The following is a 24,863-nucleotide window of genomic DNA, read 5'->3' as shown; positions in this document are numbered from 1 at the left end:
GGGAGAGAAGACATATGGAAAGAATTCAAAGTGAACAGCAATATTTGGATACAATTAACTCTGATGGTTTTACCGTCATTAAATTTGATACAACCTGGTGTCCGGATTGCAAAAACCTGGATCGTTTTATCGGGGATGTTATCGACCAACATACGGACAAAACCTTCTATGCCCTGGATGCAGAAAAGTTCCAGCCGTTTGCCGAAGAGAATGGTGTACGCGGCATTCCAAGCCTGCTCGTCTTCCAGAACGGCAAGAAAATCGCACATCTGCATAGCAAATGGGCTAAAACACCTACTCAAATCTCCGAGTATCTGGAGACGCTTGAATCCAAAGTTTAAGCGTACGAGACTCAGCAGTTTGTCTAATTAATTTAGCTAAGGAGACCTCTTCTTGTCTCGCGACAGGAAGGGGTTTTTCTGTTTCATTCCAGCACGCATGATGTGCATTCAAATGTGCATTCGAATAACTGAAGTTGAGAAACAACGCTTGTTTAGAATTTGTTCAGTGCTCCCATGTATACTGTGAGAACAAACTGAATATTTGGAGTGAACAAGATCCGTATGAAGAATGAAATTTTTGAAGAAATGCACCAATTAAGTCACAATGATGACCGAAGATACCGATTGTTGATGATCGGGGTGAAGCAATTGCTACAGGAACAAAAGGAGAATAGATATAATCTGCGTGAGAGATTAAAGAATCGAAAGAAACACCGGAACTTTCAAGTAAAAGAGTGGTATTAGACAGGCTGCTTTTCAGAAGTGAACATAAATATGGTTGTCCATGATACATAGTAAACCTAGTCGGCATCACAAGTGAACCAACCCAGCAAAGAAGGAAGTAATGAAGAATCAGACTTCTTCTAATTACGGGTATTGCTGTCTCTGAAGCAGCAACAGAATTGTGAAGCAACAGAAACATGAAGTAACGGAAGTATAGCAATATAAAATATGGCGGCCTCGCTTCCCAAGGGAACGTGAGGCCGCCATTGATTTTGCCTGTCTAATTACTTGAATTGTAATGCTTACATCAAAATAATAAAGAACACGGCTGCCAAGACAAAGCGATACACAGCAAAGACGGTCAGGCTCAATTTTTTCAAAATGGACAGGAACGTTTTGATCGCAAGCATGGCGACGATGAAAGCAGCGATGAATCCAATCGCAAAGATTGGGAAATCACTGCCGTTCAGGTGATCGATACTTTTGTACAGGTCATATCCCGTAGCACCAATCATAATTGGCACAGACACGAGGAATGTGAACTCCGCAGCGGCTACACGGCTTACCCCTGCAAAGAGACCGCCTGAGATCGTTGACCCGGAACGGGAGAAGCCTGGCCACAACGCCAAGATCTGAAATATACCCACCGCGAATGCCTGTTTGTAGGAAATATCATCGACATCATGGGTAGTAATCCGCCCACTCTTCCGGCTCCAGCGTTCGGCTACGATCATCAATATACCACCTATAACGAGGCTGTACAGCACTGTTTCCGGACCAAACAAATGTGCCTTGATCCAGTCGCGGAATACAAGTCCGATGACTACGGCAGGAACCATCGCCAGGAAAATATGTCCCAGATTGAGGCGGCGGGAGTAAGGTCTGCTCCCTCCGGTGAAGCGGAACATATCAATGAATTTGTTCCAGTACAGTACAACAACAGCAAGTACAGCTCCGAGTTGAACAACCACCTCAAACGTTTTGACTGACTCGTTGTCCTCCGATAAACCCAGCAAGTGGGCAGTCAGAATCATGTGTCCAGTAGAGGACACGGGCAAAAACTCAGTCAAACCTTCGATGATGCCCATAATAATGGATGATATAATGTCCAATTCTCTTCCTCCTTGAAATGCAGGTGACAGCACAGGCTGTCCTGCTTGACCATGCCTGTTCATTTGAACAAGGCTATCACCTATTATGATCACAAATGCACTCAACTTCAACTTATGCTTGTAACCATTTGTTTAAAACTATATTGACAAAAACCTAGTTATCCCATAGGATATAACTTAACTGACTGACTGATCAATCGGGAGGGTTACATGAATGACCAAAATCAACGGTTTGGAACCCGGTGAAGAACGCCGGGACCAAATAATACGCATAGCGATGGAGCGTTTTGCAACCCAAGGTTACCATCAGACGAAAATTTCCGATATCGTCCGCGAGGCTGGTGTGGCGCAAGGGACGTTCTACTGGCACTTCAAGAGTAAAGAAGCTATTGCTTCGGAGATTGTCTTAACGGGCAAGGAGGAGTTACTTGAGTCGATTGGACAAGGGTACCGCAAGGATGCAGGATCGGTAGAAGATATGGTGAAAGCATCGGAAAGGCTGTTCACTGACTTGTTTTTGTTTGCCGCGCAGAATCGTTATTTTATGGAATTGTTGCTCAAAGGCATCGTGACGGAAGAGTCCGTACAACGCCTGGTTGAGGAGACACGTAATGCTGTGGAAACTGCGTTTCGTCACAATATGGAACGTGCCATCGAACTCGGCATGTTGCCTAAGGGCATGAATGTTCCACTTCGAGCAGCGCTATTGGTAAGCATGATTGAAGGGATGATATCACGCTGGTTGTTCGGTTCCGATGAGTTACACAGCAAATTTTCAGCCATGACAGCTTCATCGTTGGCAGCTGAGGCAGCAAGCTTTGAGTTTTACGGACTGCTAGGCACATAAGATTCACATGATTAAACAAATAGCAGGGAATAATGGGTACAACTGCGGTTTAGTCACAATAAAGTAACCCAATGTACATCCAGATTAATACACGACTGAGAGGAAGTTAACGTAATGAACAACACATATGGATCGAAAACTCGTAAAGGCTGGTCTTTGACAGCAATTCTGCTGATGACCGTGCTGGTACTTAGTGCTTGTGGAAGTAAGGCAACAGATGGTGGAAGCACAAATGGTGCACAGGCAAGTAATGAACTGGAACAGATCAAGTCGGCTGGCGTTATCAAAGTGGGCATGATGGGCACATACGCACCGTACAACTTCCTGAACGATAAGAAAGAAATGGACGGCTACGATGCCGATATCGCACGTGAAGTTGCGAAGCGTCTTGGGGTTGAGGTTGAATTTGTATCCCAAGAGTTCTCCGGTTTGACACCAAGTCTGCAAGCGAAGAAGCTTGATGCCATTATCAGCCAGATGACCATTACCGATGATCGTAAGAAAGTACTGGATTTCAGTGATCCGTATATTACGAACCAAGTTAAAATTATTGTAAAAGAAGACAATAACGATATTACCAAACTGGAAGACTTCAAAGGTAAAACGATTGGCGTAGGTCTGGGTACAAATGATGAATCATATCTGCGTAATGAAGTGTTGCCAAAAGTGGGAGACTTCACGATCAAAACCTATGACGATGTCATCTCTTCACTCAAAGATCTGAATGCTGGGCGGATTGACGCAACAATCAACAATATGTATGCTCTGAAACCGATTGTGGATGCCAACGGATTGAATATCAAAGCTGTAGGTGAAGCTATTAAGAGTGACCAGGCAGGTATTGCTGTTCGCAAAGACAATCCGGAACTCGTAGCAGCACTGAATGATGCTCTCAAAGGCATGAAAGATGATGGCACGTACAATACCATTTTCAAAAAATGGTTTGGTGAAGAGCCTGCGCAATAATGAACCTGCAAGGCGAAGGGAAGATTTGACCCATGGAACTGGTATTTGAGAATATCCCCTTCTTTCTGAAGGGGGCTTATTATACGCTGTATGTAACAGTGATCTCCATGTTTTTTGCGTTCATCATCGGAGTCCTTGTTGCGATTGCTCGTCTGAAGGGACCGATGTGGCTTAGGTTGATCGCAAGGTTTTATGTATCCATCATGCGGGGAACCCCGCTGCTGGTGCAATTATTCGTTATTTATTACGGATTGGTCGATTATGGAGTGACCTTGGGATCACTCACGGCTGCATGTCTGGGATTGAGTCTGAATGCAGGTGCATTTCTGTCGGAGACGTTCCGTGGAGCCATTCAGGCTGTGCCTAAAGGACAGACAGAAGCTGCATATGCAACGGGAATGACACCGGCTCAAGCGATGAGACGCATTATCTTCCCGCAGGCTGTGCGCATTGCCATCCCGCCGATGGGGAACACGTTTATTGGCATGTTGAAGGAAACATCACTTGTGGCGGCGATTGGTGTTACCGAGTTGTTGCGTTCAGCACAACTGCTGGTATCGCAATATGCATTGAATATGCCTTTTTATCTGGCTATTGGTGTGATCTATTGGATTATGAGTATCGGCTTCTCGGCCATTCTGGAACAAGTGGAGCGCCGGTTGGCCCGGGCTTACTGATGGGAGGAGAGAACCGATGATTACAACAACTGGACTTACCAAACGTTTTCAGCAAAATGAAGTACTTACGAACATCGATCTTCATGTCGATGCCAAAGATATTGTTGTATTGCTCGGCCCAAGTGGTTCAGGCAAGAGTACCTTGCTGCGCTGTCTGAATGGACTCGAAGAGTTGTCCGGAGGACAGATCGAAGTGAACGGCATTGTGGTCAACAGCGCAGATCCGCTGCGAGTCCAACGTGCCCGGGTACTGGAGATTCGTCGCCAGACCGGCATGGTATTCCAGCAATTCAATCTGTATCCGCACAAGACAGTGTTGGGTAATGTGATGGAAGGTCTCGTTACGGTAAAAAAAATCAAGCGTGACGAAGCAGCTGAACGCGGCCGGATTCTTCTGGATCGGGTGGGCCTGTCGGACAAGCAAGATCAGTATCCGTCCCGATTGTCTGGTGGGCAACAACAGCGGGTAGCCATTGCACGTGCACTTGCGATGGAGCCGGAAGTGATGCTGTTTGATGAGCCAACTTCAGCTCTTGATCCTGAATTGGTCGGAGAGGTGCTTTCCGTCATGAAGGAGCTGGCAGAGGAAGGCATGACGATGCTTGTTGTGACACATGAATTGAAGTTTGCCCGTAATGTGGCGAACAAAATCGTCTTTATGGCGGATGGATCGATTGTAGAAGAGGCAAGTCCACAGGCCTTTTTTGAACATCCAACGCAAGAACGCACCCGCCGTTTCTTGCAACAAATTACTGAATTTTGATAAAGATAACAGCGATCGGAAGAACGAACGTACCCGGAGCGGGTATTTAAGGTCGTGACGATATCAGTTCAACTAAACTTTTTGCACAAGAACGGAGAGGACAGAAGAAACCTGAAGAAGCGGAGCGTGCGCCTTTATCCCCTGATTTTCCCTTGAAGAAGGGAATCAAAAAAATCTGGGGATAACAGCGATCGGAAGGTTATTCTGTCATCGGAGTGGCAAGTGCAAACCTTTTTCGCTTGAACTTAAACTATTGTGAGAAAGAAGGATAACATCATGAATGTAACAACCGTATGGAAAGGCAAACGTGCGTTTACTTCCGAAGGACCCTCTGGCTACGCGGTTGGCATGGATGCCACTGCTGCTTATGGTGGTGACAGCAAGGGTGCGACCCCGATGGAATTGTTACTGGCGGGTCTCGGGGGCTGTATGGGAATCGATATTACGATGATTCTGGACGCTTTCCTGGACAAAATTGAGTCGATTGAGATTGAAGCGCAAGGCACACGCAGTGAAGAGATGCCCAAAGGCTTCACATCCATTGATCTGATCTTCAAAGTGGATGGCGATATCCCGGATTATCGCATCTGGAAAGCCATCCAGATGGCTGAGGAAAAATATTGTGCAGTTTCCGCTTCGTTGAGCGCCGATATTCATCCTAAACTGATCCTCAATGGGGTAAGTACACCTCGTCCTTAATAACATATGAGTAAATCTCTTATACTGAGAAGGCACTTCCAATCGTGGGAGTGCCTTTTTTGGCTTTTCCAACACTTCAACAGGGATTTCGCCCATCTAGGAGTCACTAAACTTCTGTCAGTAGAAAATAATTCGGTAAGCCCGGTCGCCATGTTAATGGCGGCCTCTTCTACTAGAGGTAGGTTGGCTTACAGCCTGGCAATATAGTACCCATTGCAATGACAATCCGAATTCTGACGGTTATGTGGTATGATTAATTCTGAGGACAGAACATCCTGATCCTGCTGTTTATATGTAAGCGCTTATACAGATGACGGAAGGTGCAGACATGTTGAAAAGGTTGATACGAACCACTAATAATCTCAAATTAAAGCATAAATTGCTCATTTCCTATGTACTGGTTGTCATGATTCCGGTTCTGATTGTTGGTCTTGCTGTGACCAGTTATTTTCGCCAGCAAGCCCTGGACAATGCGATAGGACAGACGATCATCAATGTGGACAAAATCAAGAGCCAGACGGCAACCATGCTTCGTGTACCAACCGATATATCAAATCTATTAATGTTTAATGCGGATCTCAAGGAGATCGTGAATAAACGGTACAAGAGCGTTGTGGAGTTAACCTCAGCGTATCTTGCATACAAAGACTTTCAGGAGTACAGGCGTTTGTACCGTGAGATAGCGGGCATTCGTTTTTACTCAACTAACCCAACATTGATCAACAACCTCGAGTTCATCCCGGTAGACAAGCAGACGGAAGAGAGCTACTGGTACCAACAGGCACTGAAAACAACCAGCATCGGTTGGTTCTACATTCCGGACAAGGAAGATAATCCTGTACACAAGCTCAGTCTGGTGCGCAAAGTACCTTTTGCCGAGTATCGGACAGAGGGTGTGTTGATGATTGTGATCAATCAGGATGAGCTGAATGGATTGTTGCGTCAGGAACAGTTTGAGACGATGATTACGGACGAGCAGGGGTATGTGGTTGCAGCCAAGAATACCGAACTGGTGGGTAAAACGCTGGACGAACTTGATTTTGGTGTTAATCTGCAGAATCAGGCGAAAGGCACCATAGAGGGTGATTTCCGGGGGGAACCGTCTAATATTGTTATTGATGAGCTGGGCCCTGGATCGAGTATGAATAGCCTGAAGGTGATTTCGGTTTTTGCCACCAAAAATATCGTCAAAGACGCCAACACGGTCAGCTTGATTGGCATGATTTTCATTATCCTTGTGCTGGTGATCGCCCTACTATTCGTATATATCATCTCGTTCCTCACTTCGAACCGATTGCTCCGGCTGAGTAAACACCTCAACAAGCTTGCATTAGGCGACCTGAACGTGACTTCAAGAATTGATGGAAACGATGAAATTGGACAACTGTCACGACAGTTCAACTATATGGTGAAAAGTATCAATGAACTCATGACGCAGGTGGTAGAAGCGACCGAACAGAACAATCAATTGGAAATCGCCCAAAAAGAGATTAAACTGAAAATGATGGCGAGCCAGATCAATCCACATTTCTTGTTTAATGCACTGGAGTCCATTCGGATGAAAGCGCATATTAAGGGAGAAGCAGAGATTGCTAACATCGTCAGGCTGTTAGGCAAGCTGATGCGCAAGAGTCTGGAGATTGGCAGTGGAAAAACAACTTTCCGGGCTGAACTTGAAATGGTACGTTCATATTTGGAAATTCAAAAATTTCGTTACGGCGACCGCCTTGCATTCCAGATCCATATCGATCCCGAGGTGGAGAAGATGTACATTCCGCCTTTGATTATTCAACCTCTGGTTGAGAATGCGATTGTCCATGGGCTGGAGAACAAAGAGGGCACAGTCCGTGTTCACATAAGTATTCGTTTAGTAGAGAACATTGTGCAGATCCGTGTGGATGACAATGGTGCAGGCATAACGCCAGAACGACTGGCTGAGGTGATGCAGTTTATCTGTGGACCGGAGGAGCAGGAGAAGAGTCGGATCGGCATGCGTAATGTACATCAACGCTTAACATTGACGTACGGGGAGCCATATGGATTGCAGATTAAGAGTGTATATGGGGAAGGAACAGAGGTTTCTTTCACTTTGCCAGCAGGAGGGGACCAACATGTATAAAGTGTTTTTGGTGGATGACGAACCGAGCATACGTGAGGGACTGACAACCATTATCGAGTGGGAAAAATACGGATTCCAGGTCATTGCTACAGCTGCCAGCGGGCGTGAGGCCATCTCCCGGTTTGAGGAATTGGAGCCTGATCTGACGATTATTGATATTCGCATGCCCGGTATGACCGGGCTGGATGTGATTGAAGAAGTGCGCCGGAATCATCCGGATTCGCACTTTTTGATATTGAGCGGTTATGCGGATTTTGATTATGCCAAAAAAGCCATCAGTTTTGGTGTGGATGGTTATCTGCTCAAACCGGTGGATGAAGAAGAGATTATTGGTGAACTGGAGCGTATTGCTACAATCCTGACCCGTGAACGAGAGACAATGGCACGTCATGCTGGTGAAGATATCGTCTTTCGGGAGCATCAGATCGAGGCTTTGCTCTTTGACAGTCTGGAGGGTGCGGGTAGCATGGAAGAAGATAGTCTGGGGCTACATTGGCCTCACTATCAGATTGTGCTGCTTGAGATGCATGTAACCCCCGACCTGCAACGGGGAAGTGTTATGAAACGCAAACTGATTGAAGCATTTGACCATAAAGACCGAGGCATTGTATTCTCGTTCCATTCTGGTCTGGGACTGTTAAGTAAGGAAATAATCACATCCGAGTCATCTGCAAGGAATCTGTATGATGAGCTGGAAGGACTGCTGGGAGAATGGGAGGTTCACATGTATGGTGCTGCAGGAGAACCCGTACACTCCACTTCTGAAATTGCGCAGTCATACACGCAGGCAAATCGTTTACTCGGGGAACGCTTCTTGTTCACGGAGCAACGCATCATTCTGTGGACTGAAGGCAGCGAAGGCCAAAGCGTTGTTAAACCAGAAGTTGAAGCTGTGGACGGAGCACATGAGCCAGTTGAGGACGAACTCGCGGACAAGCTGTATTATGCGTTAGACATCCGCAGTAGTGAGTCCGTTATGCGGGTGCTGGGTGAGATGGAAGAGCGCCTGGTTCCATATCACCGAACAGAGCAAGCGATTAAGACGGCGTTCTCACAGGTATTTTCCCTGGCGTTCAACAAACTTGCAGCGACGAATCAACATATGCACTCCATTATGCAGGAACATTCGGTTCTGATTAATGAAGTCTATCATCAATTTACGATGTCTGATCTCAAAGTCATGGCATCGGAACATTTGAATCGACTTATTCAACGTATGGGTGGGGGAAGCAAGGATACTGTATTGAAACAGATGATTGAATTTATCCAGCGTAACCCTGGCGAGAATCTCAAGCTCGAAGTGCTGGCAGAAGTGTTTAACTATAACAGCAGTTACTTGGGTAAGTTGTTCAAGAATCATACTGGAGAATATTTCAATGCATTTCTGGACAAGGTTCGTATGGAAAAGGCCAAGGAATTGCTGGACGAAGGACTGAAGGTCCATCAGGTCGCGGCGAGAGTGGGATATGCTAATGTGGACTACTTCCACGGTAAGTTCAAGAAATATGTAGGGGAATCCCCCTCCGCTTACAAACAGGCCAGAACCCAATCATCAATTAAAGGAACGGCTACGGATATAAACGAGGAATAAGTATGGAGTACTGGGCCTTGCCCCTACCTATTGTGTAAAACGTTTTCGATATTCCTGAGAAATTTCCAGATTCATCATATTGTCCATGCACTTCCCATGATAAGCAATGGTCACCGAATGCTTCACATTTTAGACTGGATTTACAAGAATCCAGATGAAGGGATGGCTATACGATATGAATTTGTCTGATATAGGCGCTGTACGTCAACCATTGAACTTAAATGGAACATGGCAGTTTTGTTTGGATCAGGAGTCCGATATACTCGTTGAACAAGAGATATTACCGCCTTCACAGTGTAAAAATACATCATGGGAGACCATTCAGATTCCCGGTTCATGGGAAGAGCAAGGATACGGAGATGAGCCTGAATACGAAAGGCTCGATACTTGGACCAAGGTACGCGAATATGAAGGCTCAGCCTGGTATGCTCAGGATGTTCATGTTCCATCAGACGATCCCGGATGCCACTATGTATTCAGATTGGAAGGTGTCCGATGGACAACGCATCTCTGGATCAATGGACAGTATGCCGGGCAGCAGGATAGTCTGGTGAATCTACAGAAGTGGGATGTTACCTCTCTGGTGAAGCAGGGGGAAGTGAATCGGATAGAGATTCGCGTGGATAATACGATGAAACTTCCCCTGGCAGGTAGCCATATTCATTCATTACATACGGCCACAGCCTGGGGTGGAATCACGGGTGGTGTTTATCTGGACAGCTTTCCCCCATTCCGATTACAGACGTTACGTATTCAACCAGATGCTGAGAACGGAACCATTCTGGTTGATTGTACTGTAAGCGCTCCCGCAAATGATTCCGCTAGATCGATGCAATTACATGTGGATATCCAGCATCCGGACGGCACATGGCTTGATCGATATAGTTGTAATGTTAATCTGAGTGATCCATCACATGTGGATATTAGCTCAGCAGGTGTAACTGAAAGCAACGCTGTAATAGATCAGTGGCGATTGGAACTTGGAACAGAGAAGTCTATCGCAAGATGGTCGGATGAATCTCCTGAATTATACAAGGCTGTGATCCGTCTCCATGACAGTGAACAGGAGCTGGATCGGCTGGAGCAATCATTTGGTGTACGCTCCTTTGCATCAAACGGGAAGCAGCTTGAACTGAATGGAATACCAGTATACCTGCGTGGGTACGTCGATTGCTGTATCTTCCCACTGACGGGTTATCCCGTCTGGGACAAGGAGCATTATCTTCAGCAATTTCGAATCGCCAGATCGTATGGCTTCAACCATGTCCGACTGCATGGGTGGAGCGCGCCGGAGCCTTTCTGGGAGGCGGCTGATGAAGCGGGCATGCTGGTACAGGCAGAACTTCCCCATTGGTCTCGTTTCTTTGAGCAATCGGATCAGTCTGCGCCAGCTGAAGTATTGTCCTATCTGACACAAGAACTGGACGGGCTGCTTCAGTCGCTGCATAGACATCCTTCATTCGTCATGTTCTCCATGGGGAATGAACTCATTGGTCCGAATGGCCACCCTGAACTCAATGCATTAGTATCGAGGGCAAGGGATATGGACCCGACCCGGTTATATACGGACAATACAGGTTTTGGACAGCTTCCGGCGCAAGGGCGGGAAGGTGATTATTATATTCAGTCGTTGAACTGGCATCCCCCGTTGGAATCTGCATATTCTGCTGTGCCGGATACCACGCTGGACTATCATGCAGTCACTCGGCTCGCGGAGCATCCCGTCATTGGGCACGAACATGCACAGTACACCATGTATGTGCGGCCCCAAGAGCGAGCGAAGTATACTGGCGTATTGCGTCCTAGCTGGTTACGACCGATCGAAGAATCGTTAACAAACAAAGGCATGATCGAGGACCTGGAGCATTTTCAACAGGTCAGTGGTACCCATCTGGTACGTTCCTTAAAAGAAGCCATGGAGCGAATTCGGCGAACACCGGACGCTGCGGGGGTACAGCTTCTGGACATTCGCGATTTTCCAGGACAGGGACATGCTACGACGGGCATTCTGGATGTATTTTGGGATGACAAAGGCATTACAACACCAGAAGAATTCATGTGTTTCAACGCAGATGTGGTGCTGTTGTTAAGCTGCAAAGAGCGTACATTTTACGCCGGAGAATCCATTCATGTCGATGTACGCATCTCTCACTACGGTAAGGAGCCGCTTGAGGACGCGGTCATTCAGTGGAGGTTAATAAGCGATGATGTGATACTCACTGAAGGAGAATGGAAGACCGGAGATATCCAATGTGGGTCTGTCATGTCACTGGGAAGCATCGTCGCTACCGCTCCTCATGAAGGGGCAGCAGCTTTTCGGATCGAGGCGGAGCTGATATCAGGCGATTCGGAAAGAACTGTAGCGAATGTATGGACTGGCTGGTCGTTTCCTTTTTACGAGTCTCATCCGGATTCGAATCGGTTCTGGAATACCGTGGCAGAGTTGAAGCCATTATTGGGTGAAGCGCATGATGATTGCGTAGATCGCATCGATGGATTCCAGTTGTTGAAAAATCGGGAGATTGACTTGGTTATCGTTCAGTCGTTAACACCCAATGTCGTTGATTATGTGGTCAACGGGGGAAGTGTTTGGCTACAGGCAACCGCAGAAGGGTTATATGATTCAGTGGAGACCAAGTATCTGCCTGTATTCTGGAATTACCTGATGTTTGCTACACAGCCTGGTGCAACGATGGGCATGTATTTGAGAGATCAGCTAGCACTACTAGGCTCCTTCCCGCATGATGGGGCTTCGGACTGGCATTGGTATCACTTGGTGAACGGTACACCAGCGATATGTTTGGATACGTTGCCTGGGGTGGAGCCGCTGATTGAAGTGGTGGACCATTTCCATCGGGCCAAACGACTTGCTTATGCCTTTGAGGCAAAAGTAGGGAAGGGCAAGATTTTGATATCCTCACTTCCGTTTGCCAATCTGGCTGTAATGAAGCGTCCGGAAGCCGCCTATTTATTTCAGGAGATACTTGCGTATTTGAATGGAGATCAATTCCGTCCAGCAACCTCCATATCTGTAGCGCAATTACTCGGCATCGTTAAACTGCAAACCATTCAATTTACATTGTAATCAGAGGGACCCGAAAGGGTCCTTTTTGTATGCCATGTAATTGAAGTAAACGATTACTATAAAACGTTTTCGATATTTACCACTTTAGATATTATTTTACCTTAATATTACTTTTATATCATTTGAAAGTAGAATTTATCACTGATTTTAACGAATTAATGTCTGATTATATATGTCTATATCTAATTTTTATATGATTTTCTCTAAAATCCAGATGGTATTTTGAAAACGCTCTATCGAGTATGATTATTTTATAAAACAGAGGAGGGGGAACGGAGATGGAAACGCTAACAAAAAAATCCGCTTCCGCGAACAGAAGCAGTGACCCCAAACCGCCTTTAAAGAATCGGCGGAACGGAATTTGGGACAGAATGAAACAGCAGAAATATCTCTATCTCATGTCATTGCCATTCGTAGCTTGGGTTTTCGTATTTAACTATCTGCCACTATGGGGATGGACGATGGCTTTCCAAAATTATAAACCTGCCAGATCATTTGGTGATCAAGAGTGGGTTGGTTTTAAACACTTTGTAGAGCTGTTCAGTGATGATCGTTTCTATCTGGTACTTCGGAATACGCTTGCAATGAGCTTGATGGGACTAGTTGTCGGTTTTATCGTACCGATATTCTTCGCTATTCTCCTGAATGAAATGAGAGGCATGTTCTTCAAACGTGCCGTGCAAACGGTATCATATCTGCCTCACTTTGTATCCTGGGTTGTTGTAGCCGGGATCATTACGAAGATGCTCTCCACCGATGGAGGGATTATCAATGATCTATTGGTAGGACTGAACATTATCGATCAGCCGATCCAATTCATGGCCAAGGGGAACTTGTTCTGGTACATTGTAACCGCTTCAGATATGTGGAAGGAAACCGGTTGGAATGCCATCATCTATCTGGCGGCGATTACAGGTATCGACAATGAGCTGTATGAAGCCTCCCGTGTAGATGGAGCCAACCGCTGGAGACAGATGTGGCATATTACGCTGCCTGGCATACGGACCACGATTTCTGTACTTTTCATCATGTCGATTGGACATCTTATCAGTATCGGTTTCGAGAAGCAATTTTTGCTACAAAACAGTCTGGTCACAGACTACTCGGAAGTACTTGATCTATATGCGCTCAATTATGGTTTGAATATGGGACGATTCTCGTATGGTACAGCCATAGGTATATTCAACTCCGTTGTCAGTATCATCCTTCTGTTTACTGCGAACGGCTTGTTCAAAAAATTCACAAAAGAAAGCATCATGTAGGGAGGGGACGACATTATGGCGAACAAAGCATTCAATGCTACTCGGGGCGATAAACTGTTCGATATATTCAACATCCTCGCGATGACCATGGTGCTGGTTGTAACACTTTATCCATTCCTTAACGTACTAGCCATCTCACTCAATAACTCGACAGATACAGTACGTGGCGGAATTTACTTGTGGCCTCGCGAATTCACATTACAGAACTACAAAACGATTTTCCAATATGATGGATTGTTACAAGGTTTGCAGATATCCATTCTGCGTACACTTGTAGGTACCGTGCTCGGATTGATCAGTTCATCTATGATCGCCTTTACACTGAGCAGACCTGACTTTGGACTTAGAAAATTTGTATCCACAACACTCGCACTCACGATGTATTTCTCCGGTGGTCTGATTCCGGTATACATCCTGATGCGTGACTTGGACCTGATCGGTACATTCTGGGTATATGTATTGCCTGGCATGATCAGTGCATTTAACGTGTTTATCATCCGTTCATTCATTGATGGCCTGCCATACTCATTGCAGGAATCCGCGAAGCTGGATGGAGCGAATGACTTTACAATCTATTACAGAATCATCTTGCCACTGTGTAAACCAGTGCTTGCTACCATCGCATTGTTCCTGGCTGTAGGTCAATGGAATGCGTGGTTTGATACGTACCTGTATAATGGTTCAAAGGCACATCTGACCACGCTCCAATATGAGCTGATGAAAGTATTGCAAAGTACACAGCAGGGCTCAGGTGCTGGACGAAATGCCAATGATATGGCGCAGCAAATGACACAGATTTCACCGGAATCGATCAAAATGGCGATTACGATCGTTGTGACGGTTCCAATCCTCATTGTATATCCATTCCTTCAGAAGTACTTTGTTGGTGGTATGACACTGGGCGCAGTAAAAGGTTAAACAATAGGGTACAGGCTGCCACATAGAGCGGCCGTACATCTACAAATGAAGCATCAGGATACCCGAAGCGCAGCCATTTGGTCTGTGCTTCACCGTATAGGGCTGCGGTGTGGTATTCATGAAGCTATAGACAGGGACAAAAAAGTCCCGGACAAACAGACATATGAAACAGGGAGGATTACCATTATGGCAAGTTCCAAAATGAAGATTGCACTGGCACCAGTGCTTGCAATGTCTTTACTCGCAGGTTGCGGTGGAGGAAGCGGCAGTGATACGTCGTTCAAGGATACAAGCGCAGAGACAACTCCACTTACTTTTGATTTCTTCAGCGTTGACCCCAGTCCGAACTGGAATGGCATGAAGGATGAAGTAGGTAAAGTCCTTACGGAAAAAACAGGGATAACCCTTAACGGTGAATTTGCCGTTAGTGGTGGTCAAGATAAAATATCCTTAATGGCGGCGAGCGGAGACTATCCGGATATTGTCTCCCCCAAAGGAGAACTCAGCAAACTGGTGGATGCCGGAGCAATGCTCGATCTGACAGATCTGATCGACCAATATGCTCCCAATCTGAAGAAGCTGTATGGTAATTACATGGACCGGTTGAAATACAGTAATGAAGATCAGGCTATTTATGTGCTGCCAACGTATTATGCGGTAGACCAAAAGTACTTTGATGCAGGTGGTGGATTTGGCATTCAGCACCGTGTACTGAAAGAACTCGGATATCCGGAAGTACGTACACTTCAGGATTACGAGAATGTATTGAAGGCGTACAAAGAAAAACACCCAACAATTGATGGTCAGCCAACCATCCCGTTAACACTGGACGCGGATGATTGGAGAATCATGATTACCGTAACGAACCCAGCCTTCCAGGCAACAGGAGCTCCGGATGATGGTGAATACTACATCGATCCAGAGACGTATGAAGCAAGTCTGCATTACAAACGTCCAGAGGAAAAAGAATACTTCCGCTGGTTGAACCATATGTACAACACTGGATTGCTGGATCAGGACAGCTTTATCCAGAAAACAGACCAATACAAATCCAAAATTGCAAGTGGACGTGTTCTGGGTGTCATTGACCAGGATTGGGGATATTCCGATGCAGAAAATGCATTGAAATCCGCTGGTAAGACTGAAGCAACGTATTCACACTTTCCAGTAACCCTGTCCGAGGATATCAAGGATCATGCCTACCAAGACCCTGGTTTTGTATCCGGTTGGGGTGTAGGGATTACAACATCGAATCCTGACCCGGTTCGTACGATCAAATTCTTCGATTACCTGGCTTCTGAAGAAGGGCAAGTGCTGATGAACTGGGGAATTGAGGGCAAACAGTATGAAGTGCAGGACGGCAAACGTGTCATTCCTGCCGACATTCTGGATCAGAAAACCAATAATGCAGCCGTATTCCAGAAAGAAACGGGTATTGGACTGTACACCAATATGTCCGGTCACTATGGAGACGGTGTGAAGGATTCAACGGATAACTACTACACTACGAATTTCCCTGAACAGATCGTGGCAGCATATTCCGATGCAGAGAAAGAAACACTCAAAGCTTACGGTGCTACGACGTGGAAAGATCTGTTCCCGAGTGAAGATGAATTCCCAATCAAACCATGGGGAGCAGCATACAATCTGCCAACACCAGGTGACTCCAACTACAACGTCATCTTCAAGAAAACACAGGATATCATTCGGAAACGTATCCCGGAAGCCATTCTGAGTACTCCTGAACAGTTCGATGCGATCTATGACGGCATGATTGCAGAAGTGAACCAAGCAGGAGCAGAGGATATGGAGAAACAATATACAGAACTCGTTCAAAACCGTGTTCAATTGTGGAGCGGTGAAGAGGCTAAATAAACGATTAGCAATTCAGATCTAAAACGAAAAAGAACCCAGAATATTTGGGTTCTTTTTTTATCTAAAACGTTTTCTAAAAAACGTTTTCAATTTTATAAATTCACTATTGACAAGGGATATAGGAGCGATTATTATTCAAGTATGAAAGCACTTACATTTGCTTGTACAACACGTGGCATACACCTGAATCTCAAAGTAAACATTTGCAGAATGAAGAGGAAATAAGGAAAGAAGAACATTTTTTTATTTTTTAAGAAAACGCTTCTAATGTTATAAAAACAAGAAAATTACATTTGTTTCATCTGGTCACGGTATGTGCAGGTCAGCCTGTTATACAAATATACAGCTTCATTAATATCCATAAGGGGGATTACACATGAAGGGCAAAACACCAAAAACATTCGCAATGCTTCTGTTAGCCAGTGCTCTTGCAATTACAGCAGGATGCAGCGGCAGTGGAGGAGGAACTAACGCTTCAGAGAAACCGGTTGATTCCGGAGATACAACCAGTCCAGTGACCTTTACATTCTTTGGTGCAGACGCGAGTCCGAACTGGAATAACATGAAGGATGCTGTCGGTCAAGAAATTACTAAGGCAACGGGAGTTACAATTGAAGCTGAGTATGATGTGAATAATGGCGGTGACCAAAAGATTCCTTTGATGGCTGCCAGTGGTGATTACCCTGATATTATCTATCCTAAAGGCAACTTGTCTAAGCTTGTGGATGCAGGCGCGATGCTGGACCTGACCGATCTAATTGAGGAGCATGCTCCCAACTTGAAAAAAATCTATGGTGATCAGATGAACCGTCTGAAATACAGTTTGGAAGATCAAGCCATTTACACGATCCCGACCAACATGGGTGTAGATAACGTTTCATTTGACGCTACGGGCGGATTCGAAATTCAACAAAGAGTATTGAAAGAGCTTGGCTACCCTGAAGTAAAAACGCTTGAGGACTACGAGAACGTACTGAGAACGTATTATGAAAAACATCCAACGATTGATGGTCAACCGACGATTCCGTTAACATTGAATGCAGATGACTGGAAAATTATGATTACGGTAACGAACCCTGCATTCCAAGCTACGGGTGGACCGGATGACGGTGAGTATTATATCAACCCTGAGACGTATGAAGCCGTTCTACACTACAAACGTCCTGAAGAAAAAGAATATTTCCGTTGGTTGAACAAAATGTACAATGAGGGTCTGCTTGATAAAGATACATTTGTTCAAAAGGATGACCAATACAAATCCAAAATTGCCAGTGGCCGTGTACTTGGTCTAATTGACCAAGAGTGGAACTATGGTGAGGCGGAAAATGCTTTGAAATCATCTAACGGTGGCGACAAAACATATGCCCACTTCTCCGTATCCCTGAACAAGGATATTGTGGATCATACGTTCCAACCGACAGGATTTGACGGTTATGGTATCGGAATCACAACTTCGGCCAAAGATCCGGTACGTATCATCAAATTCATGGATTGGCTTGCTTCCGAGGAAGGTCAGGTCCTGAGAAACTGGGGTGTTGAAGGCCAACATTACCAAGTAGAGAATGGTAAACGCATCATTCCGGATGACGTACAAGATCGCAAAACCAATGATAACTCTGCTTTTACCAAAGAATCAGGCGTAGGCATGTATAACGTATTTAGCGCCAGATACGGTGATGGTGTGAAAGATGCCACAGATAACTATTACACAACGAATTTCCCTGAACAGATTCAAGCAGGTTACACTGCCGCTGAGAAGGAAACGTTGAAAGCATACGGTATTACAACATGGAAAGATTTCTATCCTTCCGAAGATGATCTGAAGCTGAAAGATTGGGGCGCAGCATACAACATGCCTGTACCATCTGACACGGATTACAACGTAACGTTCCAGAAAACACAGGATATCGTACGTAAACGTATTCCAGAAGCGATCCTTGCCAAACCTGAGAACTTCGACAGCGTATATGATAGTCTTCTGGCTGAACTCGATAAAGCGGGTGCAGTGGAGATGGAGAAACAATACACGGTTTGGATCAAAGAACGTGTAGCTCTCTGGACTGGAAAAGATGTGAAATAAGCTTGAAAACCAAGCATTAAAGTTAAGGATTTTCATAGCAAAAAAAGCCCTTTCTCAAGGGCTTTTTTTATTGTTGACGTGAGGTGATGGATAGCCTATAATCTATCATGTAAGCACTTTCAGTAAGCGGTTTATCTCATTTCCGAAAACGTTTTACGTTTGTTAGAAGAAGAATCTTTCTTTTTGCAGAATCGAAACGTCAGCTTTAGTGAACACGTCGGAATAGACGATACCGAAAGCGCATTCAAAAAAAGTGGTATCCTCAGGCATAAAGCCTGTTATACAGATAAAACCTTCATAAATAATAGGGGGAACTAGACAATGAGAGGCAAAATGAAAGGCAATACACCCAAGACGTTTGCAATGTTGATGCTCGCAAGTGCAATGTTGGTTACAGCTGGTTGTGGGAATTCGGGAACCAAAGAGACTACAGAGTCCAGCGGTACCGAACCAATTACAGTTACGTTCTTCGGGGGGGATGCTAGTCCGACCTGGAACAAGATGCAAGATGCTGTTGGTAAAAAGATTACGGAACAAACAGGCGTGACAATTGAAGCTGAATATGATGTAAACGATGGTGGTAACCAGAAGATTGCACTGATGGCTGCCAGTGGTGACTTTCCTGATATGATCTACCCTAAAGGTAACTTATCTAAGCTTGTGGATGCAGGCGCGATGCTGGATCTCACGGATCTGATTGAGGAGCATGCTCCCAATCTGAAAAAAATCTATGGGGAACAGATGAACCGTTTGAAATACAGTTTGGAAGATCAAGCGATCTATACCATTCCAACCAATATGGGTGTTGATAATGTTACGTTTGACGCTACAGGTGGATTTGAAATTCAGCAAAGAGTATTGAAAGAGCTCGGATATCCTGAAGTGAAGACACTTGAGGATTACGAGAATGTACTTAGAGCCTATTATGAAAAACATCCAACCATTGATGGTCAACCAACCATTCCATTAACATTGAATGCAGATGATTGGAAAATCATGATCACGGTAACGAACCCGGCTTTCCAGGCAACAGGTGCACCGGATGATGGTGAATATTACATTGACCCTGAAACGTATGAAGCCAAATTGCACTATAAACGTCCAGAGGAAAGAGAATATTTCCGCTGGTTGAATAAAATGTACAATGAAGGCCTACTGGACAAAGATGCCTTTGTTCAAAAGGATGACCAATACAAGTCCAAAATTGCCAGTGGCCGTGTCCTCGGTCTGATTGACCAAGAGTGGAACTATCAAGAAGCGGAGAACGCGCTTAAATCATCTGGTAAGGATGATGCCACATACGCTCACTTCTCTGTATCACTTAACGATGAGATTGTGGATCACACGTTCCAACCAGCCGGATTTGACGGTTATGGCATCGGGATTACAACTTCGGCCAAAGATCCAGTGCGTATCATCAAATTCATGGATTGGCTTGCTTCCGATGAAGGACAAGTTCTGAGAAACTGGGGTATCGAAGGTGAACATTACAACGTAGAAGATGGTAAACGCGTGATTCCAGATGACGTACAGGACCGCAAAACGAATGACAACTCCAATTTCAGCAAGGAAACAGGAATTGGGATGTATAACATATTTAGCGCAAGATACGGTGATGGTGTAAAAGATTCTACGGATAACTATTACACAACAAACTTCCCTGAGCAGATTGTAGCTGGTTACACGGCTGCAGAGAAAGAAACGCTGAAAGCTTACGGTATCACGACTTGGAAAGAGTTCTATCCGGCTGAAGAAGATCTGCCAGTTAAGGATTGGGGCGCAGCGTATAACATGTCCGTACCTTCCGGTACAGACTATGAGGTAACGTTCCAGAAAACGCAGGATATCATCCGTAAACGGATTCCGGAAGCTGTTCTGACTACACCAGCAAACTTTGATGCAACCTATGATGCTTTACTGGCTGATTTGGACAAAGCGGGTGCAGTTGAAATGGAGAAACAATTTACGGTTTGGGTTAAGGAACGTGTCTCTCTGTGGACAGGAAAAGACGTAAAATAATATGGATTGTCTGTGATCCATGGTTACACAAGGAAAGGGCCCTATACGGGGCCTTTTTTTTGTGGAATGATGTGATGATTTGCATTGACGCAAATTTTGAAATCACATATAATTTTATTATTGTAAGCACTTACCGAAAACGTTTTATAACATAAGAAATATACAGCTTATTCAGGAACAGGAGCTAATCATGTCCCAACACAATAACCAACCTAAAATCAATCGTCTATGGTATCAACAACCGGCAAAACGCTGGGAAGAAGCATTGCCCATCGGAAACGGCCGTCTTGGAGGCATGGTGTACGGTGGCGCAGCAGATGAACGAATTCAGCTCAATGAAGATACATTATGGTCAGGGTTTCCACGGGATACGATTCAATACAGCAGTCAGCGGTATTTGAAGCAGACGCGAGAGTTGATCATGTCTGGGCAGTATGGTGAAGCTGAGGATTTGTTGAACCGTGAAATGCTTGGTCGTGATGTGGAGGCTTACCAGCCGATGGGTCATTTTCTATTGCACCATGAGGGTCTGGAAGATCTTTCATATGATGCATTTGAACGGGAGCTTGATCTGGAATCGGGTATTGCAACCACAACCTACTCATTGGAAGGAACTCAATACGTACGTGAAGTGTATTCAAGTGCTTCGGATGATCTGATGGTCTGCACATTAACTGCTGATCAGAAGGGCGCTGTGAGTGTAAGTGTTACGCTAGACAGTCCCCATCCTTATCGCGTTGAGACTTCGGGAGATGCTCTAACCATGTTCAGTCGGTGCCCAAGTCATGTGGAGTCCAATTACTTCGGAGATCACCCGGAATCCGTTCTCTATGAAGAGGATCGGGGAACGGCTTATGCTGTCCGTCTAGCATTTACGGCATCTGGTGACCAGGTGAAGGTCTCCAATCCGGAAGGCAAGTTACATATTCTGGGTGCTGATCAGGTTGTGTTTTATCTGGCAGCGGCTACCTCCTTTGAGAGTTACGATGTGTTACCTGTGAAGGATCATCTTGTATTGGAAGAGGAATGCAAGGAGATGATCTCCAAAGCGACCACACATGGCGCGGAAGCGCTTCGTGACCGACATATTCAGGATCATAGCGCGTTGTTTAACAGAGTCTCTATTGATTTAGGGGTATCGGCTAACGGCGAATTACCTACAGATGAGCGGCTGCAGGCTTATCAGGCAGGGCAACAAGACCCTGGACTGGAGGCACTTTATTTTCAATATGGAAGATATCTGTTAATGGCTAGTTCGCGTCCGGGCAGCCAGCCTGCCAATCTGCAGGGAATCTGGAATCATCAGGTAGAGCCGCCATGGCACAGTGACTACACGATCAACATCAACACGGAGATGAATTACTGGCCAGCGGAAGTCTGTAATCTCAGTGAATGTCATGAGCCACTGTTTGATATGCTGACCGATCTCAGTGATACAGGACGAAGAACGGCGCGGATTCTGTATGGAGCCCGTGGATGGACTGCCCATCATAACGTGGATATCTGGAGAACCTCTACACCGACAGGTGGAGATGCAAGCTGGGCTTTTTGGCCGATGGGTGGCGTGTGGCTGACCTCGCATCTATGGGAGCATTACCAATTTACCGGGGATCAGCGTTTTCTTGAGGAACGTGCGTATCCCATCATGAAAGAGGCGGCGCTGTTCTGTCTCGATTGGCTGGTGGAAGGGCCCGATGGTTATCTGGTTACGATTCCATCCACTTCACCAGAGAATAAGTTTCTCACAGATGCTGGGGAGGCACGCAGTATATCCATGGCTTCAACGATGGATATGACGTTAATTCGTGAACTGTTCAGCCGCTGTATTGAGGCCTCGAAGCAACTAAATATAGATGAGTCGTTGGCAAGCGAGTGGAGTGAGGCTCTGGAGAAACTCTATCCATTCCGAATTGGAAGCGAAGGACAATTGCTGGAGTGGTTTAAGGATTTTGCCGAATCCGAGCCAGGGCATCGTCACGTCTCCCATCTGTATGGACTGTATCCGGGAGAGCAGATCAATCGAGTGCACACACCAGAACTTGTGGAAGCTGCAAGGGTATCGCTTGAACGTCGTATCTCACAAGGTGGTGGGCATACAGGATGGAGCTGTGCATGGTTGATCAATCTGTATGCACGACTGCTGGATGGCAGCCAGGCACATCAGTTTGTGCGCACCTTGCTGGCCCGATCCACACATCCGAATCTGTTTGACGATCATCCGCCGTTCCAGATCGATGGTAACTTTGGAGGCACGGCTGGAATAGCCGAGATGTTGTTGCAGAGTCACTTGAACGAGTTACATTTACTGCCGGCACTGCCTGAACTCTGGACTCAAGGTCGAGTTGAAGGGCTTCGTGCAAGAGGTAGTTATACAGTGGGAATAACATGGGCGGACAACAAGCTTGCGTCAGCAGTCATCAAAGCAGAACGAAGTGACACGCTGACCGTTCGCAGTGCTTATCCGCTGCGTGTGGAAGGAAACGAACAAGCCAAGGCAGAGCTTACGCCTCAGGGCGATTATGTAATTATTTTAACCATGACCGCAGGACAGACGATCCGCGTGTCATTATGAGACGGAGGAGCCAACCATGACGATTTTTAAATTTCCGCAAGATTTTCGCTGGGGAACAGCAACAGCTTCCTATCAAATAGAAGGAGCTGCACAGGAAGGTGGACGCGGGGTATCCATCTGGGATACGTTTGCGCGCACACCTGGCAAGGTATATAACGGAGACAATGGGGATGTCGCATGTGACAGTTACCACCGTTACGAGGAAGACATCGAACTAATGAAGAAACTCGGGATTAATACGTACCGGTTCTCCATTGCGTGGCCGCGTATTATTCCTGACGGAGATGGTGAGATCAATCGGGAAGGTCTGGACTTCTACCACCGCTTCGTGGATGCATTAATCGCAGCTGGAATTGAACCGTTCCTCACACTGTATCACTGGGATCTTCCGCAAACGCTGGAGGATGACGGAGGCTGGGGCAACCGCAGAACTGTGGATGCTTTTGTGAAATATGCGGAAGTGATTTTCAAAGAATTCTCGGGCAAAATCAACTTCTGGCTGACATTCAACGAACCATGGTGTATCGCGTTCCTGTCGAACCTTCTGGGGATTCATGCGCCAGGAAACAAAGACCTGCAAACTTCTATTAATGTGGCACATGGATTACTGGTTGCTCATGGTAAAGCCGTTCAATCTTTCCGTCGCTTGGGAACAACCGGTCAGATTGGTATTGCTCCGAACGTGTGCTGGGCTGAGCCGTACAGCAAATCTCCCGAGGACCAAGCTGCGTGTGACCGATCAATTGCGCTTAATACCGATTGGTTTCTTGATCCAATCTACAAAGGTTCATATCCGCAGTTTATGGTGGATTGGTTTGCAGAAGCGGGGGCTACTGTGCCAATTCAGGAAGGCGATATGGAGATTATCTCGCAACCGATCGATCTGCTCGGCATTAACTATTACACGATGGGGATCAATCGCTTCAATCCGGAGGCAGGTGCTCTGCAATCGGAAGAAGTTGATATGGGCCTCACCAAAACTGATATTGGCTGGCCCGTAGAATCACGTGGTTTGTATGAATTTATGCATTACTTGCAAAAGTACGGCAATGTGGATGTATATATCACAGAGAATGGTGCCTGCATCAATGATGACCTGGAAAACGGAAAAATTAACGATGATCGCCGGATTTCATATTATGAGCAGCATTTGGCTCAAATTCACCGCATCATTAATGACGGCATTAACCTGAAAGGGTACATGGCATGGTCACTGATGGATAATTTCGAGTGGGCAGAAGGCTACCGTATGCGTTTTGGTCTTGTTCATATGGACTATCGTTCACTCGTGAGAACACCGAAGGAGAGTTATTACTGGTATCAGAACGTTATCAAGAATAATTGGTTGGAGACACGGAACGAACATAATCCCCAATAGTTTGGGTGGCAGGTTTCAAGGGTAAAGCAGGTCCTCATTATATATGGTTCCCTTATTAAAGCTGAGAACGACGGTAACATTGGAGTATTCCAATGTGCCGTCTTTTTTTGTGTTTTTACCGTTGGAAAGGAGTAGTTCATAAAGGTTTCATAAGGTCAAGTGCAGTTCCTGTTAT

18 protein-coding genes are annotated in these 24,863 nt (G+C 45.7%); 17 read left to right on the top strand and 1 reads right to left on the bottom strand.

Going from position 1 to position 24,863, the window contains the following annotated elements; genetic code table 11:
• The first annotated feature begins 14 nt into the window (after positions 1-14).
• Positions 15-341 carry a thioredoxin family protein gene (locus MHI52_RS26825; RefSeq protein WP_405157960.1) on the top strand — a complete coding sequence of 109 codons (327 nt, stop codon included), beginning with the start codon at positions 15-17 and terminating at the stop codon, positions 339-341.
• 222 nt (positions 342-563) lie between these two features.
• On the top strand, positions 564-746 hold the full coding sequence (locus MHI52_RS26820; protein ID WP_124118151.1) for a hypothetical protein: 183 nt from the start codon (positions 564-566) through the stop codon (positions 744-746).
• Positions 747-1,027: 281 nt separating this feature from the next.
• On the opposite strand, the gene bacA is transcribed toward MHI52_RS26820, so the two are convergent.
• Positions 1,028-1,837: an undecaprenyl-diphosphate phosphatase gene (bacA, locus tag MHI52_RS26815; protein WP_017692204.1), complete on the bottom strand. Its 810-nt coding sequence runs from the start codon at positions 1,835-1,837 to the stop codon at positions 1,028-1,030.
• Between the two features lie 214 nt (positions 1,838-2,051).
• Between bacA and MHI52_RS26810 the strand changes: the two genes are divergently transcribed.
• The 15 genes from MHI52_RS26810 to MHI52_RS26740 all read left to right on the top strand — a co-directional run bounded on the left by MHI52_RS26810 (position 2,052) and on the right by MHI52_RS26740 (position 24,688).
• On the top strand, positions 2,052-2,684 hold the full coding sequence (locus tag MHI52_RS26810; RefSeq protein ID WP_340984223.1) for a TetR/AcrR family transcriptional regulator: 633 nt from the start codon (positions 2,052-2,054) through the stop codon (positions 2,682-2,684).
• Positions 2,685-2,798: 114 nt separating this feature from the next.
• Entirely contained in the window at positions 2,799-3,650 is an 852-nt protein-coding gene (locus MHI52_RS26805) for an ABC transporter substrate-binding protein (protein WP_076253558.1), read from the top strand.
• Between the two features lie 32 nt (positions 3,651-3,682).
• Positions 3,683-4,327 carry an amino acid ABC transporter permease gene (locus tag MHI52_RS26800; RefSeq protein ID WP_017692207.1) on the top strand — a complete coding sequence of 215 codons (645 nt, stop codon included), beginning with the start codon at positions 3,683-3,685 and terminating at the stop codon, positions 4,325-4,327.
• A 16-nt stretch (positions 4,328-4,343) separates the two neighbouring features.
• The gene (locus tag MHI52_RS26795; protein ID WP_405157959.1) at positions 4,344-5,090 is read left to right on the top strand and encodes an amino acid ABC transporter ATP-binding protein; all 747 of its coding nucleotides are present in this window, start codon (positions 4,344-4,346) and stop codon (positions 5,088-5,090) included.
• A gap of 276 nt (positions 5,091-5,366) precedes the next feature.
• A complete protein-coding gene (locus tag MHI52_RS26790) occupies positions 5,367-5,789 on the top strand; it encodes an OsmC family protein (RefSeq protein ID WP_036606882.1) in 423 nt (140 codons plus the stop codon).
• 328 nt (positions 5,790-6,117) lie between these two features.
• Positions 6,118-7,908, top strand: a complete 1,791-nt coding sequence (locus MHI52_RS26785; protein ID WP_405157958.1) for a sensor histidine kinase — start codon at positions 6,118-6,120, stop codon at positions 7,906-7,908.
• The gene (locus MHI52_RS26780) at positions 7,901-9,499 is read left to right on the top strand and encodes a response regulator transcription factor (protein ID WP_164783184.1); all 1,599 of its coding nucleotides are present in this window, start codon (positions 7,901-7,903) and stop codon (positions 9,497-9,499) included. The genes MHI52_RS26785 and MHI52_RS26780 overlap by 8 nt, the downstream gene beginning before the upstream one ends.
• 175 nt (positions 9,500-9,674) lie before the next feature.
• On the top strand, positions 9,675-12,584 hold the full coding sequence (locus MHI52_RS26775) for a glycoside hydrolase family 2 protein (protein ID WP_405157957.1): 2,910 nt from the start codon (positions 9,675-9,677) through the stop codon (positions 12,582-12,584).
• Positions 12,585-12,862: 278 nt separating this feature from the next.
• Positions 12,863-13,846 carry a sugar ABC transporter permease gene (locus tag MHI52_RS26770; RefSeq protein WP_127546607.1) on the top strand — a complete coding sequence of 328 codons (984 nt, stop codon included), beginning with the start codon at positions 12,863-12,865 and terminating at the stop codon, positions 13,844-13,846.
• Positions 13,847-13,861: 15 nt separating this feature from the next.
• Entirely contained in the window at positions 13,862-14,764 is a 903-nt protein-coding gene (locus MHI52_RS26765; protein ID WP_127546605.1) for a carbohydrate ABC transporter permease, read from the top strand.
• Between the two features lie 186 nt (positions 14,765-14,950).
• The gene (locus tag MHI52_RS26760) at positions 14,951-16,639 is read left to right on the top strand and encodes an ABC transporter substrate-binding protein (protein ID WP_282320204.1); all 1,689 of its coding nucleotides are present in this window, start codon (positions 14,951-14,953) and stop codon (positions 16,637-16,639) included.
• A 376-nt stretch (positions 16,640-17,015) separates the two neighbouring features.
• On the top strand, positions 17,016-18,719 hold the full coding sequence (locus MHI52_RS26755; RefSeq protein WP_340984230.1) for an ABC transporter substrate-binding protein: 1,704 nt from the start codon (positions 17,016-17,018) through the stop codon (positions 18,717-18,719).
• A gap of 321 nt (positions 18,720-19,040) precedes the next feature.
• Positions 19,041-20,738 carry an ABC transporter substrate-binding protein gene (locus MHI52_RS26750; protein WP_373865015.1) on the top strand — a complete coding sequence of 566 codons (1,698 nt, stop codon included), beginning with the start codon at positions 19,041-19,043 and terminating at the stop codon, positions 20,736-20,738.
• Between the two features lie 190 nt (positions 20,739-20,928).
• Positions 20,929-23,310: a glycosyl hydrolase family 95 catalytic domain-containing protein gene (locus MHI52_RS26745; RefSeq protein ID WP_405157956.1), complete on the top strand. Its 2,382-nt coding sequence runs from the start codon at positions 20,929-20,931 to the stop codon at positions 23,308-23,310.
• 16 nt (positions 23,311-23,326) lie between these two features.
• Positions 23,327-24,688, top strand: coding sequence for a GH1 family beta-glucosidase (locus tag MHI52_RS26740; protein WP_127546597.1), 1,362 nt, complete (start codon positions 23,327-23,329; stop codon positions 24,686-24,688).
• The last annotated feature ends 175 nt before the right edge of the window (positions 24,689-24,863 follow it).

This window comes from Paenibacillus sp. FSL H8-0283, assembly GCF_045040675.1.
In the GTDB taxonomy this organism is placed as follows: Bacteria; Bacillota; Bacilli; order Paenibacillales; family Paenibacillaceae; genus Paenibacillus; species Paenibacillus amylolyticus.
Note: the sequence above shows the minus strand (reverse complement) of the source record. Positions and strands in the feature narration are given on the sequence as shown.